Annotated in this window: 14 protein-coding genes; 9 read left to right on the plus strand and 5 right to left on the minus strand. The window is 31.4% G+C overall.

The window, feature by feature from the left end:
- Positions 1–273 precede the first annotated feature (273 nt).
- From BTO16_RS01150 to BTO16_RS01185, 8 genes are all read left to right on the plus strand, one after another.
- Positions 274–1,836 carry an ice-binding family protein gene (locus BTO16_RS01150; RefSeq protein ID WP_105019850.1) on the plus strand — a complete coding sequence of 521 codons (1,563 nt, stop codon included), beginning with the start codon at positions 274–276 and terminating at the stop codon, positions 1,834–1,836.
- A gap of 84 nt (positions 1,837–1,920) precedes the next feature.
- Complete coding sequence (locus BTO16_RS01155) at positions 1,921–3,963, plus strand: OmpA family protein (RefSeq protein ID WP_245891915.1); 2,043 nt, start codon at positions 1,921–1,923, stop codon at positions 3,961–3,963.
- Positions 3,964–4,085: 122 nt separating this feature from the next.
- Positions 4,086–4,688 (plus strand): alpha-ketoglutarate-dependent dioxygenase AlkB family protein, encoded by a 603-nt coding sequence (locus BTO16_RS01160; RefSeq protein ID WP_105019852.1) that lies wholly within the window; start codon positions 4,086–4,088, stop codon positions 4,686–4,688.
- Between the two features lie 96 nt (positions 4,689–4,784).
- The gene (gene rluF, locus BTO16_RS01165) at positions 4,785–5,675 is read left to right on the plus strand and encodes a 23S rRNA pseudouridine(2604) synthase RluF (RefSeq protein ID WP_105019853.1); all 891 of its coding nucleotides are present in this window, start codon (positions 4,785–4,787) and stop codon (positions 5,673–5,675) included.
- 312 nt (positions 5,676–5,987) lie between these two features.
- On the plus strand, positions 5,988–7,118 hold the full coding sequence (gene tgt, locus BTO16_RS01170; RefSeq protein ID WP_105019854.1) for a tRNA guanosine(34) transglycosylase Tgt: 1,131 nt from the start codon (positions 5,988–5,990) through the stop codon (positions 7,116–7,118).
- 73 nt (positions 7,119–7,191) lie between these two features.
- Positions 7,192–8,283, plus strand: coding sequence for an LptF/LptG family permease (locus tag BTO16_RS01175; RefSeq protein ID WP_211298188.1), 1,092 nt, complete (start codon positions 7,192–7,194; stop codon positions 8,281–8,283).
- Positions 8,270–9,184: a DMT family transporter gene (locus BTO16_RS01180; protein ID WP_105019855.1), complete on the plus strand. Its 915-nt coding sequence runs from the start codon at positions 8,270–8,272 to the stop codon at positions 9,182–9,184. Before BTO16_RS01175 ends, BTO16_RS01180 begins: the two co-directional genes overlap by 14 nt.
- A gap of 74 nt (positions 9,185–9,258) precedes the next feature.
- Entirely contained in the window at positions 9,259–10,212 is a 954-nt protein-coding gene (locus tag BTO16_RS01185) for an acetyl-CoA carboxylase carboxyltransferase subunit alpha (RefSeq protein WP_105019856.1), read from the plus strand.
- Positions 10,213–10,396: 184 nt separating this feature from the next.
- Here the strand turns inward: BTO16_RS01185 and BTO16_RS01190 are convergent, their stop codons facing one another.
- Positions 10,397–11,422: a TlpA family protein disulfide reductase gene (locus BTO16_RS01190; RefSeq protein ID WP_105019857.1), complete on the minus strand. Its 1,026-nt coding sequence runs from the start codon at positions 11,420–11,422 to the stop codon at positions 10,397–10,399.
- A 115-nt stretch (positions 11,423–11,537) separates the two neighbouring features.
- Here BTO16_RS01190 and hutH point away from each other — a divergent pair, with 115 nt between their 5' ends.
- Positions 11,538–13,046, plus strand: a complete 1,509-nt coding sequence (gene hutH / locus BTO16_RS01195) for a histidine ammonia-lyase (RefSeq protein WP_105019858.1) — start codon at positions 11,538–11,540, stop codon at positions 13,044–13,046.
- Positions 13,047–13,191: 145 nt separating this feature from the next.
- On the opposite strand, the gene BTO16_RS01200 is transcribed toward hutH, so the two are convergent.
- From BTO16_RS01200 to BTO16_RS01215, 4 genes are all read right to left on the minus strand, one after another.
- Positions 13,192–14,172, minus strand: coding sequence for a C1 family peptidase (locus BTO16_RS01200; RefSeq protein WP_146105324.1), 981 nt, complete (start codon positions 14,170–14,172; stop codon positions 13,192–13,194).
- 319 nt (positions 14,173–14,491) lie between these two features.
- Complete coding sequence (locus tag BTO16_RS01205) at positions 14,492–14,977, minus strand: ester cyclase (RefSeq protein ID WP_105019860.1); 486 nt, start codon at positions 14,975–14,977, stop codon at positions 14,492–14,494.
- A gap of 350 nt (positions 14,978–15,327) precedes the next feature.
- On the minus strand, positions 15,328–16,560 hold the full coding sequence (locus BTO16_RS01210) for a DUF711 family protein (protein ID WP_105019861.1): 1,233 nt from the start codon (positions 16,558–16,560) through the stop codon (positions 15,328–15,330).
- Between the two features lie 343 nt (positions 16,561–16,903).
- Positions 16,904–17,542 (minus strand): sterol desaturase family protein, encoded by a 639-nt coding sequence (locus BTO16_RS01215; RefSeq protein WP_170064392.1) that lies wholly within the window; start codon positions 17,540–17,542, stop codon positions 16,904–16,906.
- Between the last annotated feature and the right edge of the window lie 434 nt (positions 17,543–17,976).

The following is a 17,976-nucleotide window of genomic DNA, read 5'->3' on the forward strand; positions in this document are numbered from 1 at the left end:
AGAAAAAAAAATAACAGCAAATTTAATTTGCAAATTGGTTTTTAAACAAAAAAAATATCGGCACTCTAAATGCTGATATTTTTTTTGTTTAAAAATTAGATTAAATCTTATTTTTTTCACTTAAAGTTATTGGCAATTAATGAGTTGTGTTAGTTTTTTAAAACTGTTAATATGTGAATTATGCAATTCTTCATCAAAATTATGTAAGGCTTTTAGTTTCTTAAGTATGCACTTTTGTGGTATGAAAACTATTTCATATTAATAATTAAAAAAATGAAAATCAAAATAATATTTTTATCCCTAGTAATAATATGTATTGCTTTTTTTACTAGTTGCGCAGAAGATGATTTCGTTGAAGTCGATGGTCTTTGCCCGGTTGTAATACCCGTAAACCCTTTAGATGGAGCAATTAATGTCCCTTTAAATAAGATTATTATAGCAAAATTTAATGAAAAGATGAATGTTTCAACAATTTCGAAAACTTCATTTACTTTAGAAACTGCAGGAGTTATAATAGATGGTACTGTTACTTATTCAGATACAGATTCAACAGCAATTTTTACACCTTCGTCACTTCTTATTAGTCAAACTGTGTATACAGCAAGAGTTAAAAGAGCTGCAAAAGATTTAACAGGTAATGCTTTGCAAGAAGATCTTGTTTGGTCATTTACAACGGTTCCTCCTTTACCAAAGGTTACTGTTGCGGTTATTTCAAATCCAACAATTGGTGGTAGTTCAACAATTGGTGGCTCTACAAGTACTTCTGCTTTATTTGATGTTGGTACAAATGTTACAGTAACAGCAACTGCCGCAAATCCTGGATATTCTTTTGTTAATTGGACTGTTGCAGGCGTGCAAATGTCTACCAACTCGAATTACACTTTTGAGTTAAAAGCAAACACGAATTTAGTTGCTAATTTTAGAGCAATTGTAACTGGTGGTTTTATTTTAAACGTAGTGGCACAAAACGGCACCGTATTAAGAAATCCAGATAAAACTTCTTATAATAATGGAGATTCTGTACTACTTACTGCAACACCAAATTCAAATTATAGTTTTACTTCTTGGTCTGATGACGCTTCTGGAAATAATAGTACAGTAACTGTAATAATGAATTCTAATAAAAATGTAACGGCTAATTTTGCCAATACAGGTGTTATTGTAGGTCCTGGCGTAATAAATTTAGGAAAAGCGGGTGATTTTGTTTTATTATCAAAAACAGGAATCTCAACAACAGGAACTACGCAAGTTAATGGTAATGTTGGTGTGAGTCCAAATGGGCAAACTGGTCTTACAGGATTTTCACAAACAATAGATGCTTCAGGCGAATTTTCAACATCAAGTTTTGTAAGCGGAAAAATATATGCAGCAGATTATGCGCCACCAACTCCAGCTTATGTATCAACTGCAATTTCAGATCAAGAAACAGCTTTTACAACTGCAAATGGTTTAACAACCAATGTTATTGTTGATTTAGGTGCAGGTAATATTAGTGGTAGAACTTTAACACCTGGTTTATATAAATGGGGAACAGGACTTTTAATTACAAACCAAGGTGTAACGCTTTCAGGAGGACCAAATGATACATGGGTTTTTCAAATCTCTGCTGATTTTACAATTGAGAATAATGCTAAAATTTTATTGTCTGGCGGTGCTCAAGCAAAAAATATTTTCTGGATAACTCAAACTCAAGCATTGCTTGGATCAAATGTTGACTTTAAAGGAAATGTGATTGCTAAAACACTAATCTCTGTAAATACAGGAACAAATGTTTTAGGAATATTATTATCACAAACTGCAATTACACTTAACGCAAGTACAATCGTTAAACCTTAAAAAAAGAATAGGTAACCCTCGCCAATAATTAGGCGAGGGATTTACTAAAAAAAAACAACAAGTATTAAAAAACTTAATTCATAAATGATGAAAAATAGTACAACCTTAAAAAAAGGATTAAATAGTGCGATTTCCTACAAAAAGGCTATTAGAAGTCTTGTTCTTGGAGTCTTAATTTTTACAGGAGTAGATGCAACGCTTCAAGCACAAGAAGTTGCAAAAGAATACTCGAAACCTTCTTGGTATTTTGGACTAGCAGGTGGTGCAAACTTTAATTTTTATAATGGTTCAACCAATCAATTAACGGCAAGTTTTACACCTCCAGTAGTTTTTCATAAAGGAAACGGTATTGGTTTGTTTTTGGCACCGAGTATCGAATATTATAAATCAGATACAAGATTCGGTTTTATAGTACAAGCAGGATTGGATAGTCGTAAAGCAGCTTTTGATCAACAATTTACAGACTGTAATTGTCCAGCAGACTTGACTACAAATTTAAATTACATTACCATAGAACCTAGTTTGCGTTTTGCGCCATTTAAATCTGGTTTTTATTTATACGGTGGACCAAGATTTGCTTTTAACATAGACAAAGCATTTACGTATAAGCAAGGAATTAATCCTGCTTTTCCAAATCAAATAGCACCAGAAAATGAAACTGGAGATTTAAGCAACGTAGAAAAAACTGTTATTTCTATGCAAATTGGTGCAGGTTATGACATTCCGCTTTCGAAAGCAAACACTAAAACGCAATTGGTGCTTTCGCCTTTTGTTTCTTTTCATCCTTATTTTGGCCAAAATCCGCGTTCAATAGAAACTTGGAATGTAACGACTGCAAGAGCTGGTTTAGTACTTAAAATTGGAAGCGGACGTGAAATTTTGCCAGTAGAAGAAGAGGTAGTAAAAATAGTAATGCCTAAAGTTGAATTTAACGTAAATGCGCCCATTAATATTCCTGGAGAAATTACGGTAACAGAAACATTTCCGTTAAGTAATTATATTTATTTTGATGAAAAAGAAACTAAGATTTCAGAACGTTATGTGTTGTTAAATAAAAATCAAGTAGGTGATTTTAAAGAAGATCAAGTAGAAATATTTGCTCCCAATACAGCATTGCAAGGTCGCTCGAAACGCGAAATGACGGTGTATTACAATGTTTTAAATATTCTTGGAAGCAGAATGCAAGAGAATCCAAATTCAAAGATCACTTTGGTTGGATCATCAGAAAAAACAGCTATCGAAGCAAAAACAATGGCTGAATCTGTAAAGACGTATTTGGTAACTATTTTTGGAATTAATGCTTCAAGAATAGAAACAAAAGGTCTTATAAAATCGAACACAATCGTTAAAACGCAACAAAACTCTAAAGAACTTGAATTGATGCAAGAAGATAACCGCAGAGTTGCTGTTCAAAGTAATTCGCCAGAGTTGTTAATGGAGTTTCAAAGTGGCCCAAATGCTGCTTTAAAAACTGTTCAAATTATTACGATTCAAGAAGAGCCTATTTCTAGTTTTGTTGTTTTTAATGTTGATGGTGCAACTGAAGCTTTTAGCACTTGGAAACTAGAACTTACAGATGCAAACGGAAAGGTTCAATATCACGGTCCTTTTACAGATGAAGAAGTAAAAATATCTGGAAACGCTATTTTAGGTACTAATCCCGAAGGTGATTATAAAGTAAAAATGATTGGTACAGATAAAACAGGCGAAATTGTAACGAAAGAAACCAATGCGCATATAATAGCTTGGACGCCTTCTAAAGTTGAAGAAGGTATGAGATTTAGTATTATTTATGAATTTGATGATGCTAAAGCGATTGAAATGTATCATAAATATTTATCAGAAGTGGTAGCACCTAAAATCCCGGCAAACTCAAATGTTATCGTTCAAGGTCATACAGATACTATTGGAGAAGCAGTTTATAATGAAAAATTATCCTTGGCTAGAGCAAATGATGTAAAAGCTATTTTGCAAAATAGTGTCTCTAAACTAGGTACAAAAAACGTAAAATTTGACATTATAGCGTACGGAGAAAATGAAGATTCAGCTCCTTTTGGAAATAATTCGCCAGAAGAACGTTCTTACAACAGAACTGTAATTATTGATGTTATTTCGCTTAAAAATTAAATAGTAGAACAAAGAATTAAAATTTTTACAAAAGATAGCGATTTAGGTCGCTATCTTTTTTTTACGCGAATATTTTATTTTTAAGGAATAAAATTTATACTTTTTAGTTGTATTTTTATGGTATGGATTTATTTTCTTCGGATAACATAACAAATATTTTGCCTTTTGATGGCGTTACTAATTATCATGGTGTAATTCTAGATAAAGAAAAAGCCGATTTTTATTATCAGCAATTATTAGAAAACATCAACTGGAAAAATGATGAAGCAATTATTTTTGGTAAAAAAATTATCACCAAAAGAAAAGTTGCTTGGTATGGCGAATCCGAATATTCGTATACCTATTCTAAAGTAACAAAAACGGCAAATATCTTTACAAAAGAATTAGTAGAACTTAAAGAAATTATAGAAAAAGAAAGTGGCGAAACGTATAATTCGTGCCTTTTAAATTTATATCATTCTGGTGATGAAGGAATGGCATATCATTCCGATGGAGAAAAAATGTTGAAGAAAAACGGCGCAATAGCGTCACTTTCTTTAGGAGCAGAACGCAAGTTTTCTTTTAAACACAAAGAAAGTAAACAAAGAATTGATGTTATTTTAGAAAGAGGAAGTTTACTCGTTATGAAAAAAGACACACAAACTAACTGGTTACACAGATTGCCACCCACTAAAAAAGTAAATTCACCACGAATTAATTTAACGTTTAGAACCGTAGAAATCTAAGTTTCATCTAGCAAATAGAACCTCTTTAAATTATTTTTCAAAAAGACGTTTTAACACCCTAAAATAGTTTGTACTTTTGCATAAAATTATTTTCTTTTGGACAATACAAAACAATCATCTATAAACTTAAATAAGTACATAAGTTCTTCAGGAATTTGCTCACGCAGAGAAGCAGAAAAATTTATAACAGAAGGCAGAGTTACCATTAACGGTAAAGCAACGCAATTGGGAAACAGAGTTGCCAAAAAAGATGTTGTAAAACTAGACGGCCGCCTTGTTGAGCCAAAAAATATGACCTTATATATTGCCCTAAATAAACCCGTTGGAGTCGTTTCTACTACGGATGAAAGAGAGCCAGATAATATCATAGAATTTATGAATTATCCAGAGCGCTTGTTTCCAATTGGGCGTTTAGACAAACCATCCGAAGGATTAATTTTCTTAACAAATGACGGCGATATCGTCAATAAAATTTTACGTGCAGGTAATAATCACGAAAAAGAATATTTTGTTTCTGTAGATAAATCAATTACCGATGATTTTATGGAGCAAATGGCAAACGGAATTCCTATTTTAGGAACCGTAACTAAAAGATGTTCCATAGAAAAAATAAGTGATAAAATATTTAAAATTATTTTAACGCAAGGTTTAAATCGTCAAATTCGTAGAATGTGCGAGTATTTAGATTATGAAGTTACCAAGTTAAAACGAACCAGAATCATGAATGTAGAGCTTGGTTATCTGCAAACAGGAGATTGGCGAGAATTGACAGACGAGGAAATGAAAGAAATTAATAAAATGATTTCTGAATCGTCCAAAACCGAAGAAGCTTCTACTGAAGAGAAGCCAAAAGCTACAAAACTGAAAAGAAATAGCACGCCAGCAAAAAATGATTTCAATAAAAAGAGTGCTTCTTTTAGAAAATTATCACCTAAAAATAAAACGAATAACTCTGGTGGTTATTCATCAAAAAAGAAACATAGATAATTTTTGGGCGTTTCCTTTCGGGTCAGGCTTTACATTTCAATCTTTTTTATTTAAAAAAAAATAAAAAAGGATTTCCATTTCAATCCTTAACGCGCATATTTGCTACTTAAAGCTGTGCGTTCACTTTTTCATTTTTTATAACACTTCATTTTATTTCTCAATTCTTAAATAGTACTATCTTTGCCAACAATGAAACGAAATTTATTTGTTTTAAAATCATTTTAAAATACGTAAAACAGAGAATAAAGTGGCAACGCTGGTTTTTAATTTTGTAATTAATTTTAATTGCAAAAATCATCAAAATGTAAACGATTGAAATTCGACTTAAAAATAACAGACCCCAAAAGTAAGGCTAGAGCAGGAGTAATAACTACCGATCACGGTATCATAGAAACACCAATTTTTATGCCTGTTGGTACTGTTGGTACTGTAAAAGGAGTTCATCAAACAGAACTAAAAAACGAAATAAATCCTGATATTATTTTAGGAAACACCTATCACTTATACTTACGACCAGGTTTAGATATTTTAGAAAAAGCGGGTGGTTTGCACAAGTTTATGAATTGGGATCGCAATATCTTAACAGATTCTGGCGGTTATCAAGTATATTCTTTGTCAGCAAGAAGAAAAATTAATGAAGAAGGTGTAAAATTTAAGAGTCATATAGATGGTTCGATGCACTTTTTTACACCCGAAAATGTCATGGAAACGCAGCGTACAATTGGGGCAGATATCATTATGGCGTTTGATGAATGTACACCATATCCTTGCGATTATAATTATGCAAAACGTTCTATGCACATGACGCATAGATGGTTAAATAGATGTATCAATCACTTAGAAAAATTACCATTTAAATACGGTTTTGAACAAACTTTTATGCCAATTGTGCAAGGAAGTACGTATAAAGATTTGCGAGCGCAATCGGCAGAATTTATAGCAAATACAAATCAGCAAGCAAATGCCATTGGTGGCCTTTCTGTAGGTGAACCTGCAGAAGAAATGTACGCAATGACAGAAGTGGTTACAGCAATTTTACCAGAAGATAAACCACGTTATTTAATGGGTGTTGGAACACCAATAAATATTTTAGAAAATATAGCGTTAGGTATAGATATGTTCGATTGTGTAATGCCAACAAGAAATGCTAGAAACGGCATGTTGTTTACAGCACACGGAACCATAAACATTAAAAATAAAAAATGGGAAGATGATTTTTCTGCAATTGACGAACTAGGAACTACTTGGGTAGATACTTATTATACAAAAGCGTATTTACGTCATCTTTTTGCTGCGAAAGAAATGTTAGGAAAACAAATTGCATCTATTCATAATTTAGGTTTTTATGTTTGGCTAACTCGCGAAGCTAGAAAGCATATTTTAGCGGGCGATTTTAGAGAATGGAAAGATAAAATGGTAGTTCAAATGGATAAACGATTGTAGTTACTCGTTTTTGGTTACTGTCTTTTAGGTAGCATGCACCAAAAACCAACAACAAAAAACCAACAACAATAATTTGAAAATAATAGACTGGTACATATTAAAACGATTTTTGGTAACTTTTGTGTTTACCTTATTAATCTTGATTCCTATTGCAATTGCTATTGATGTATCAGAAAAAATTGATAACTTTTTAGAGCATGCAGACTTAGGTTTCTACCAAGTTGTAAATGAATATTATGTAAATTTTATCATTTATTACACAAACACTTTTATGCCTTTGGCATTGTTTATTGCAGTAATTTTATTTACCTCAAAACTATCTAATAATACCGAAATTATTGCCATTACAAATGCTAAAATTTCTTTTACAAGGTTTATGTATCCTTATTTTATAGGGGCAACTTTGGTAACAATTTTATCGCTTTTAATGAATCATTTTGTGGTTCCTAATAGCAGTATTACTAGAAAAAAGTTCGAAAAAGAATATATTAATAACAGAGCACAAAAAAATGATCTTAAGTACATTAGTGATTTTAGCTTGCAACTAACCGATAGCACCTATATTTTTATTAGAAATTTTAACACAGAAACAAATTCTGGATACGATTTTACCTCAGAAGTCTATGATGGGTTAAAATTAAAATCAAAATTAGTAGCAGATAATATTAGATTTAATCCAAAAGATTCTGTTTTTTCTATTCAAAACTGGCGAAAACGCCAAATATATAAAGACAGAGATAGTATTTTTTCTGGTAGTAAAGTTGATACTGTTTTTAATTTTACACCCAAAGATTTAATTTATAAATCTGCGCTCTCTCAAGAAATGCCTTCGGATGAATTGATAAAATTTATTAGAATTTCTAAAAAAAGAGGGGTTAAAAATTTAAATGCTTATTTAGTAGAGTTTCATAAAAGAACGAGTTTACCAATATCATCTTACATACTTACAATTATTGCCGTAGCGTTATCCTTTAGAAAGAAAAGAGGAGGAACAGGAATTAATTTAGCAATAGGAGTTGCTATTATGTTTTTATACGTTTTTCTAATGAAAATTTCTGAAGTTTTAGGCGCAGTTGCAGGTGTAGACTCATTATTATATGTTTGGATGCCCAATATATTTTTTGGATTAATAGCCATTTATCTCTATTATCATGCTCGAAAATAAATTAAAAAACTACTTACTATTACATCTTATTGTTTTTATTTGGGGCTTTACAGCAATTCTTGGCGCGTTAATTACTATTGATGCAATTCCGTTAGTTTTTTTTAGAATGGGCTTGGCAGTTTTATTTATCGCTATTTTTTTTCTAGTAAAAAAGAAAAGTTTTTATTTGGATAAAACAGGATTACTAAAATTTTTAGTTACCGGGATTATCATTGCAACTCATTGGATTTTCTTTTTTAAAGCGATAAAAGTGTCGAACGTTTCGGTGGCTTTAGTAACGATGAGCACAGGTGCTTTTTTTACATCACTCATAGAACCTATTTTTTTTAAAAGAAAAATTAAACCGCTAGAAATTATACTTGGGCTGATTGTAATTGTAGGTTTATACATTATTTTTAATTTTGAAAGTCAGTATAAACTAGGAATTATATACGCATTAATTGCTTCATTTTTAGGTTCTTTATTTGCTGTTTTAAATGGGCTTTTTATCAAAAGATATGATGCAAATAGAATTTCTTTTTATCAACTCTTATTTGGTGTTCTTTTTGTAACGGTGTATCTATTAATTAACAATAATTTTTCAATTGCTTTTTTCGATTTATCAAAATCAGACTGGATGTATTTGGTTCTTTTAAGCAGTGTGTGTACTGCGTATGCTTTTATTGCATCTGTAAAAGTGATGGAATATTTATCGCCCTACACCGTAATGTTAACCATAAATTTAGAACCAATTTATGCTATTATTTTAGCATTATTTATTTTTGGGGATAAAGAAAAAATGAATCCTGAGTTTTATTTAGGCGCAGGTATTGTTCTTGGAGTTGTTTTACTAAACGGAATTATTAGCAATAAATCTAAGTTTAAGGAAAAATTTCTACAAAAGATCAAACTAAAAAAGTAAACCCAATTTGCCTTAAAAAGCAATATTTATAGTATGTTTGTTAATCCAAATAACTATATCAAAATAACTGTAACATGGAATATTTAGATTTTGAAATGCCAATAAAAGAGCTAGAAGATCAGCTTGAAAAATGTCAAATTATTGGTACAGAAAGTGATGTAGACGTTACTGAGACTTGTAAAAAAATTGAAAAAAAACTAGCAGAAGCTAGAAAAGATATTTATAAAAATTTAACTCCTTGGCAAAGAGTTCAACTTTCTAGACACCCAAACAGACCGTATACTTTAGATTATATTAGAGCCATTTGTGGAGATACTTTTATGGAACTTCATGGCGATAGAAATGTAAAAGATGATAAAGCCATGATTGGCGGTCTAGGTAAAATTGGCGATCAATCTTTTATGTTTATTGGTCAACAAAAAGGGTACAACACGAAAACACGTCAGTATAGAAATTTTGGAATGGCAAATCCTGAAGGATATAGAAAGGCCCTGCGTTTAATGAAAATGGCTGAGAAATTCGGAATACCTGTTGTTACTTTGTTAGATACTCCTGGAGCGTATCCTGGTTTAGAAGCAGAAGAACGCGGACAAGGTGAAGCAATTGCCAGAAACATTTTTGAAATGACACGTTTAAAAACACCTATTATAACGGTAGTTATTGGTGAAGGAGCTTCTGGAGGTGCAGTAGGAATTGGAGTAGGAGATAGAGTATACATGATGGAAAACACTTGGTATACCGTTATTTCTCCAGAATCTTGTTCTTCTATTTTATGGAGAAGTTGGGATTTTAAAGAACAAGCTGCCGCTGCCCTTAAATTAACTGGAACAGATATGAAAAAGTTAAAGTTAATTGATGGTATTATTAAAGAACCAGTTGGTGGAGCACATTCTAATAGAGAAGGAGCTTTTAAAGCTGTAGAAAAACAAATTTTATCAGCTTTTGATGAGTTAAAAGACTTAACGCATGTAGATTTAGTTGCTCAAAGAATGGATAAATACGCTAATATGGGCGTTTACAAAGAGTAATTTTTTTGATTTAGGCTCTCTAAGAGTATAGAGGATATATATTAGAGAAGAGATACAAGAGAAAAAAGATAAAATATATTTATAAAAAAAGGGAAATTCTAAATTTAGAATTTCCCTTTTTTTATTTTTGCTAACTGCTAACTGCTAACTGCTAACTGCTAACTGCTAACTGCTTACTCAGAATCTAAATACCTAAAGAAGTAAATAAAGACTTTAATGCTGGGTCAGAAGGTCTCGGAGCATCTGCATCTACAATATTTCCTTCAGGACTTATTAAAAGAAACCTAGGAATAGAATTAATCTGATAAGCTTGTTGAAAAGTAAAATCTTGTCCAGACCAAAGTTGAACTCCAGTAAGTTGTCTTTCCTTTACAAAATCTTTCCATTTTTTTTCTGCAGCTTCCCAAGAACCACCACTTCTCTGAGCTTCATCCGTAGAAATACTAATAAACTCAACATTTTTACCGTGGTATTCTTTCTCTAAGCTTTGTAAATAAGGTATTTGCTGAATACAAGGTCCACACCAAGTTGCCCAAATATCTATATATACATATTTGCCTTTAAAAGATGCCAATGATTTTACACCACCTTTTATATCCATGTAGTTCTCAAAAATAGGAGACGGTTTGCCCTTGCCCATAACTTTACTAGTACGATACGCATTGTTAAAGTAATCTACTAATTGATTATTTTGAGCTTTTACAGTAGTGTATAATGTGCTGTCTAAATCTTTGTAAGAGTCTAAAATACTATCGTATGCAAACTTTATTTGTGCCACTTTTTGGTTAAAGTCAATTTCTTCTAGGTTTAAAATGTCTTGCGGATTTCCTATACTTTCACTTTTTTCTATTTGAGCAAGAATAAAATTACTGTTCGATGAACCTTCGCCAGAAAATTTAAAGCTTTTTAAAAAGTCATTGGCGTTTCCTGCTAAAGAAAGGTTGTAACCATTTTTTAAATAAATTGGTGCTCTTTGTTCGCCAATTTCAAAGGTGTAAATTGCAGCTTCTTTTACTTTTAAGGTATCTTTAAAAGTGCCGTCTGCATTTATAACTATTTCTTTTATAATACCTTCTCTGCTTGCAATTGAGATTATAGAATCTTTGCTATTTTCTATTTTACCAGATAAACTAAGGTAATCTTTTGGGGTGTCTTTTTTGCAAGAACTCATGATTATCAAGCCAAAAAGAAGTAAACTAATTTTCTTCATTTTTAAAAATTTCTAATTTAGACAAATATAAAATATTAATTTCTAGAAAAATAGTTAAAATGTTTAGTATATGCAGCTTTGAATTTGCACTTTTGATAAAATATTTACGCAACACATGAATACATTTCATTATATAGATGCAACATCTTTAGATTTATCTAAAATTCAAGAAATTATTTCTTCGGATGTAAAGTTAGCTTTATCAGAAACTGCAATTAAGAAAATTGAAAAATGCAGGGCTTATTTGGATGAAAAAACGAAATCGATTTCGAAACCAATCTACGGAATTAACACCGGTTTTGGAGCTCTGTATAATGTAAAGATTGATGATTTTAATTTACAGAAACTACAAGAGAATCTTGTAATGAGTCATGCTTGCGGAACAGGAGATGAAGTGCCAAAAGAAATTGTAAAATTGATGATTTTATTTAAAATTCAGGCATTGAGTTATGGGCATTCTGGTGTGCAATTGGCAACCGTAAATAGATTGATTGATTTTTACAACAACGATATTATTCCTGTAATTTTTACTCAAGGTTCTCTTGGTGCTTCTGGAGATTTATCGCCTTTGGCACATTTGTCTTTGCCTTTAATAGGTTTGGGAGAAGTGAATTATAAAGGTGCAAAAATTTCATCCGAAGAATTATTGAAAATCTTTTCTTGGGATACAATAAAATTGCAATCTAAAGAAGGTTTAGCATTGTTAAACGGAACACAGTTTATGTCTGCTTACGGAATTTATAGTCTCTTAAAAGCACATAAATTGTCTTATTTGGCAGATGTAATTGGTACAATTTCTTTAGAAGGTTTTGATGGTAGAGTTGAACCTTTTAACGAATTAATTCATTTGGCAAGACCGCACAACGGACAAATTAAAACAGCAAAAAGAATTAAAGATTTATTGGAAGATAGTGCCTTGATTGTGCAAGAAAAGCAACATGTGCAAGATCCGTATTCTTTTAGATGTATGCCACAAGTTCATGGCGCAAGCAAAGACACCATAAAGTTTGTAACTAAGACTTTTTTAACGGAAATAAATTCAGTAACCGATAATCCTAATATTTTTGTGGATGAAGATGAAATTATTTCTGGTGGAAATTTTCACGGTCAACCTTTGGCTTTAGGATTAGACTTTTTAGCAATTGCGTTATCCGAACTAGGAAATATATCCGAAAGAAGAACCTATCAATTAGTTTCGGGTCACAGACATTTACCACCTTTTTTGGTTTCAAATCCTGGATTAAATTCAGGTTTTATGATTCCGCAATACACAGCAGCAAGTATAGTTAGCCAAAATAAACAGTATGCAACACCCGCAAGTGTAGATTCTATTGAGTCAAGTAACGGCCAAGAAGATCATGTTTCTATGGGTGCAAATGCTGCCACAAAATGTAAAAAAATAGTAGATAATTTACAAACTATTTTAGCGATAGAATTGTTTACAGCCTCACAAGCTTTGAGTTTTGCAAACGGAAAAAGTTCGCCTTTCTTAGAATCTATTGTTTACTCTTTTAGACAAGAGGTTAGTATTGTAGAAGAAGACAGAGTATTACATTATGATATTGTAAATGCTTCTAGTTTTATTACTTCTTTAGAAATTGATAGTTTAGAGTTGTTTGAATAGGATTCGCAACCATTGTTGTATAATATTAGCTGCGTGTTTTAAGTACTAAAGTTAGCAAATAAATCACATATTCAAAGTTCGAGACCACTTTAGAAAGTATGCTTTTACCAGCAATTAATTTTATACGATGTTTGTAGGTAGCTTATTAATCTTCGTCATATGCTATAAAGGAGCCTTCTAAACCTTTTTCAAAATCATTATTATTATCAGACAAGAAAAAATTATAATGTATCCAAGCATAACCTCCATTCCCAAAACTTGTTCCCCAAGAATTAACAATTTTAAATGCACTCATTTGATTATCATAACCAACTATTAATACAACATGTCCACATTCATCAGTTGGATTTTGACTGAATGAAGTAGCTATTAATTCTGTTTCTTGAGTTTCAAAAATAAGGTCTTTCCAATCTAATGATATAACAATTGGATTTTTTTGATAAACTAAAGTTTTTATAAGATTTATTAAAGTATAATTAGAATCCAAATTAGAATCAGGAATTCCTACCTGAAAGTATTCTTTAATTTTATTTTGACTTGCTTTTTTTAGTAATTCTTCTGTAGGTAAATTAGAACATTGTGTATCTGAATATGGAAAATATTTCCAATTATTTACTCCGTATTCTTTTAAGACCTCTAAAGCACTTGTAATTGCAGAGCCAGAATTACAGTCGTCATTTGCTTTTGATTTATTATATACAAATGCTGGACTCATTACATTCTCATATGAAAGGTATTCATAATCATGTTGTATTTTTTCTTGATAACTCTTTAGATAATATGAAGTTGCCCATGCTACACAACTTCCTTGATTACCTTGACTTCTAACAGGAGGCATATCACTAGATAAATCATGATCCTCAGGTAAATCATTAGGGATATCAATGATGTCAATTAATTCTGTAAATGAACTGCTTTTAGATTTATAATTACAAGCAACACCACTCTGTTGTGGGTCATTAATAGATTCTTGAGGTTTAATAGTATCAGGAACAATTATATTACTTTCATTAGACAGAGGGTTAAATCGAATATATGGATCTTGACAGTTACTTAGTAATAAACTAAATAAAATAATGGAAATTAAAATTTTATTTTTCATTTTCGTTGTTTTAGAATGAGTCAAAAATTACATACAACTTAACGCTGATGTAATTTCGTTTTAATGACTTTTATCGCTAATTATCGAAGTTAGGATTTTTCACACAAAAAGGCAATGGAATAACCCCCTTTTTTTAAGAAAAACAAAATATTTAGTTTTTACTTTTAGAATTCGATAGTTTAGAGTTGTTTAATTAGGTTTCGCTAACGTGTTGTGTAAGGAAAGTAGGCTATTACGAAGCACTGAACTTTCGGTTAAACATAATGTTTGATACGAGCTTAAACCCTTAATTTTACTACTGTTTCTCCTATTTTTATATACATTGTTGTGCACAGGTTTTCTATTATTTCTTAAAATTAAGAATTTGTGTTTTTATACTTGGGTCATCAGGGAAGCACCATTGTTCCGCTATCTTACCATTACTTATTCGATAAATAGAAACCTCGTATATTTCAATTTTAGCTCCTGTTGAATCAATTCCTTCGTAAGTTCTGGTATGAGTTGCTGTCGCTTTATAACGAGTTACGACTTTATCCTTTTCTTGAATGATATCAACTATTTCTTCGTTCCAATCTGGAAAAAGTGTTCTCCAGTCCGAAATTGCTTTTTTAGCATCTTCAATACCTGTCCATTCTTCACTTGTTAAATAATGACAAACAAAGTCAGAAGTTAGTATGTCATTTAAGTTGTCATATTTACCTTCATTCCAAACTTTGTGATACTCCAAAACAACTTCTTTGCTTTTCTCTAAAACTGAATTATTATCCGTTGATAGGCAACTACAGAATAGTAAAATTGTAGTCAGTATTGTTAAAAATGCTTTATTCATAATTCTCGGATTAGATTTTTTTACTTGTGTACAACCTAACACTAATATGATTTCGTTTTAATGACTTATACCAGTCGTGAGCGAAGTTAGGATTTCTCACGCAAAAAGTCAATAGGGAAAAACCCTTTCTTTTAAAGCAAACAAGATATTTTGTTTTTGCTTTTAAAAATTGATAGTTAGGAATTGATTAAATAGGATTCGCTAACGTTTAGTATATGAAAAGTAGGCGATTACCAAGCACTGAACTTTCGGTTAAACATAATGTTTGATACGAGCCGAAACCCTTAATTTTATAGCTATTTCGCCTATTTTTTATATACATTGTTGGTAACTGTCTTTTCTTCATACTATCAATTCAATTTCATAACAACCGAAGAAGTCAGATAAGGATTCTCAAAATCAATAATGTCGCCAGCTTTTTTTCCGGGAATTGGAAATAATCTTGCAGATAAAGCTTTGTTGAAATATTTAATTGATAAAGAGGCTACATCTCTGTATATTCCTTCAATCGTTTCTTTCGAGAGATCTCCCGCAACAGGAATAACATCTAAACCCGTTCCTGAAACAGACGAGAATAACAACAATTCCTCAACAGTATAGTTATTTTCCATTGCTCTTTTCGCTAAAACCATATCCTCAATTATAGGAAGCATTAGTCCTGAATAACCACAAGATTTTACATCTAAATTTTTGATGACCTTTGTAATTATCGAGCAAGCACTCAAAGTGGTTGGACTGCCAAATGGTTTGCCTGTCAAAGTCTCAATTGCTTGCCCAATACTTGCGTCCAAACCAGGTGCAGGTGAAGTGTCAATTCCGTCATAGTTCCAATCAGAAGTTTGTAAAGTTTGGCCTAAAATTTCAATTGGTTTAAATTGTTTGTTCAATTCGTTTTTTAGATTGGCTTCTGCGTTCTCCCAATCAGATTTTATAAATACTTTAGTAATGAGATTGGGATATTCCAATCCAATAGCAAAACTGTTTTTTCCTTTATGATATGCGGCAGGAAAAAAGGGTATTCCGTCTGGACAATTTGCAGAAGCAGTAAATCTAAAATTCGCTTCGCCACCCTTACTGTTCTTGGATAGTGCAATACATATTTCAGATGCTGTTTTAATTGTCTTATGATGTATTCCGAGACTTTCTGAAGAAATAGGAACACTAAAATTTATGTTAGAAGTCTCTTTAATTAATTCTACCGCCCATTCAGCAAGTTTTTCATCACATTGATTGCCAGATATCAATTCGCCGACAGATAGACTTATACTATTTTGAACCAATATTTTGTTAATTGCTTTGAGCTGTTTTATTGTATGTGCAGTTGGCTTATCAGTGACTAATTCGTGTAAGTTCTGTGTAGAAATTCTTGTGTCCTGTACTTCGTAACCATTGTTGATGAATATTTTTTTGGCTTTTTCTAAAAAAGTGATTGCCTTATTTATTGAATTTAAATCATCCAGGTTTTCTAAAGTTATACCTGCTGTAATTGTCCTAATTCTAAAATCAAAAGTTTGATTTTGCTTATTAGCACTAATAAGCAAAAGCGAAATAATTGAAAGGAATAATAGTTTGGTTATTTTCATAGTTCTGGTTTGTTTAGCTTGTTGCTAACTTAACACTGATACGATTTCGTTTTAATGACATACATCAGTGGTTAGCGAAGTTAGGATTTTTCACGCAAAAAGTCAATAGGGAAAAAGCCCTTTTTTAAAAATAAATAAGATGTTTAGTCTATGCTTTTAAAAATTGATAGTTAGGAATCTTGGATTAAATAGGAATGGCTAACGTTGTATTATATGGTTTGTTGCGTGTTTTAAGCACCTAATTTAGCAAATACAAACCGAATAGAAAATCCGTGAGAATTTTCGCAAGTAGGCTAGATCTAGCAATAAATTATATACGGTGTTGTATGTTCGTGCTTTAATTTTATTTATCAAGACGTTTGATGTTTATAAATGGACTTATCAATAAATACCAAAAACTTTGTTTTTTAGTTCCTTCAAATTCTATTAATCCATATTTTATTTTATCAACTGGCAATTCTTTAAATGTTCCAAAAAGTTTGTCCCAAATAATAAACATATTTCCGTAGTTGGAATCTGTGAATTCTTGTTCTTGATGATGATGTACTTTATGAAAATTTGGTGTGACAAATATTTTCCCAAAAAATGAATCAACCCAGGTTGGAAAAACAAAACTAACATGATGTGCTACGAACAATGGCATGTAAAGAATCCAACGAAGAATAATTATTTTTATGTCCAAACCAAATAAAACTCCTGCTACTATAACCGAAGCATTATCCAAGAAGACATCAAAAGGATGTGCTCTAAATGAAGTTGAACTATCCATTTTAGTATCGCTGTGATGAACTCTATGCAAACGCCATAATAAATGCCATTTGTGATAAAGACGATGTGTCCAATAGCCAACAAAATCTAATATTATAATTCCAATAATAATTTGCAATATGTAGGGTAATTCGATTTGGTTAAACAAACCAATTTTATTCTCAACCACCCAATCAAAAATGAAGACAAAAACAGAGGCTAATAGAATATTCAAAATTATGTAACCTGTTTGCAAAATAATACTATGAAAAAGGTGGACGCTGTTTTTCTTAATAGCCGAGCCATTCTCCACTAATTGCTCAATAGTAAAGAAAATTGCAAGTAATATCACAAACATTTTGTCAGTGTCGATACTTATTAAGTTTTCGATTATATTGTTCATTTATGCTTGTTTTTATGTTTTGGTCGCATGACACAGAACTTAACACTGATATGATTTCGTTTTAATGACTTATATCAGTCGTTAGCGAAGTTAGGATTTTTCACGTAAAAAGTCAATAGGGAAAAAGCCCTTTTTTTTAAAATAAATAAGATGTTTAGTCTATGCTTTTAAAAATTGATAGTTAGGAGCTTCTTGGATTAAATAGGATTTGCTAACGTGTTTGTGTATGGCTAGTTGCGTTGGCGAGAACTAAGTTAACAAAAGAA

It is taken from the genome of Polaribacter glomeratus (assembly GCF_002954665.1).
GTDB classification, from domain to species: Bacteria; Bacteroidota; Bacteroidia; order Flavobacteriales; family Flavobacteriaceae; genus Polaribacter; species Polaribacter glomeratus.

What these genes read in the sequence shown, in the direction of transcription:
- BTO16_RS01210 (WP_105019861.1), bottom strand. Translation starts at nt 16,560, where the DNA reads ATGAAAATAACCAAACTATTATTCCTTTCAATTATTTCGCTTTTGCTT.
- BTO16_RS01150 (WP_105019850.1), top strand. Translation starts at nt 274, where the DNA reads ATGAAAATCAAAATAATATTTTTATCCCTAGTAATAATATGTATTGCT.
- BTO16_RS01185 (WP_105019856.1), top strand. Translation starts at nt 9,259, where the DNA reads ATGGAATATTTAGATTTTGAAATGCCAATAAAAGAGCTAGAAGATCAG.
- hutH (WP_105019858.1), top strand. Translation starts at nt 11,538, where the DNA reads ATGAATACATTTCATTATATAGATGCAACATCTTTAGATTTATCTAAA.
- BTO16_RS01160 (WP_105019852.1), top strand. Translation starts at nt 4,086, where the DNA reads ATGGATTTATTTTCTTCGGATAACATAACAAATATTTTGCCTTTTGAT.
- BTO16_RS01180 (WP_105019855.1), top strand. Translation starts at nt 8,270, where the DNA reads ATGCTCGAAAATAAATTAAAAAACTACTTACTATTACATCTTATTGTT.
- BTO16_RS01190 (WP_105019857.1), bottom strand. Translation starts at nt 11,422, where the DNA reads ATGAAGAAAATTAGTTTACTTCTTTTTGGCTTGATAATCATGAGTTCT.
- BTO16_RS01155 (WP_245891915.1), top strand. Translation starts at nt 1,921, where the DNA reads ATGATGAAAAATAGTACAACCTTAAAAAAAGGATTAAATAGTGCGATT.
- BTO16_RS01205 (WP_105019860.1), bottom strand. Translation starts at nt 14,977, where the DNA reads ATGAATAAAGCATTTTTAACAATACTGACTACAATTTTACTATTCTGT.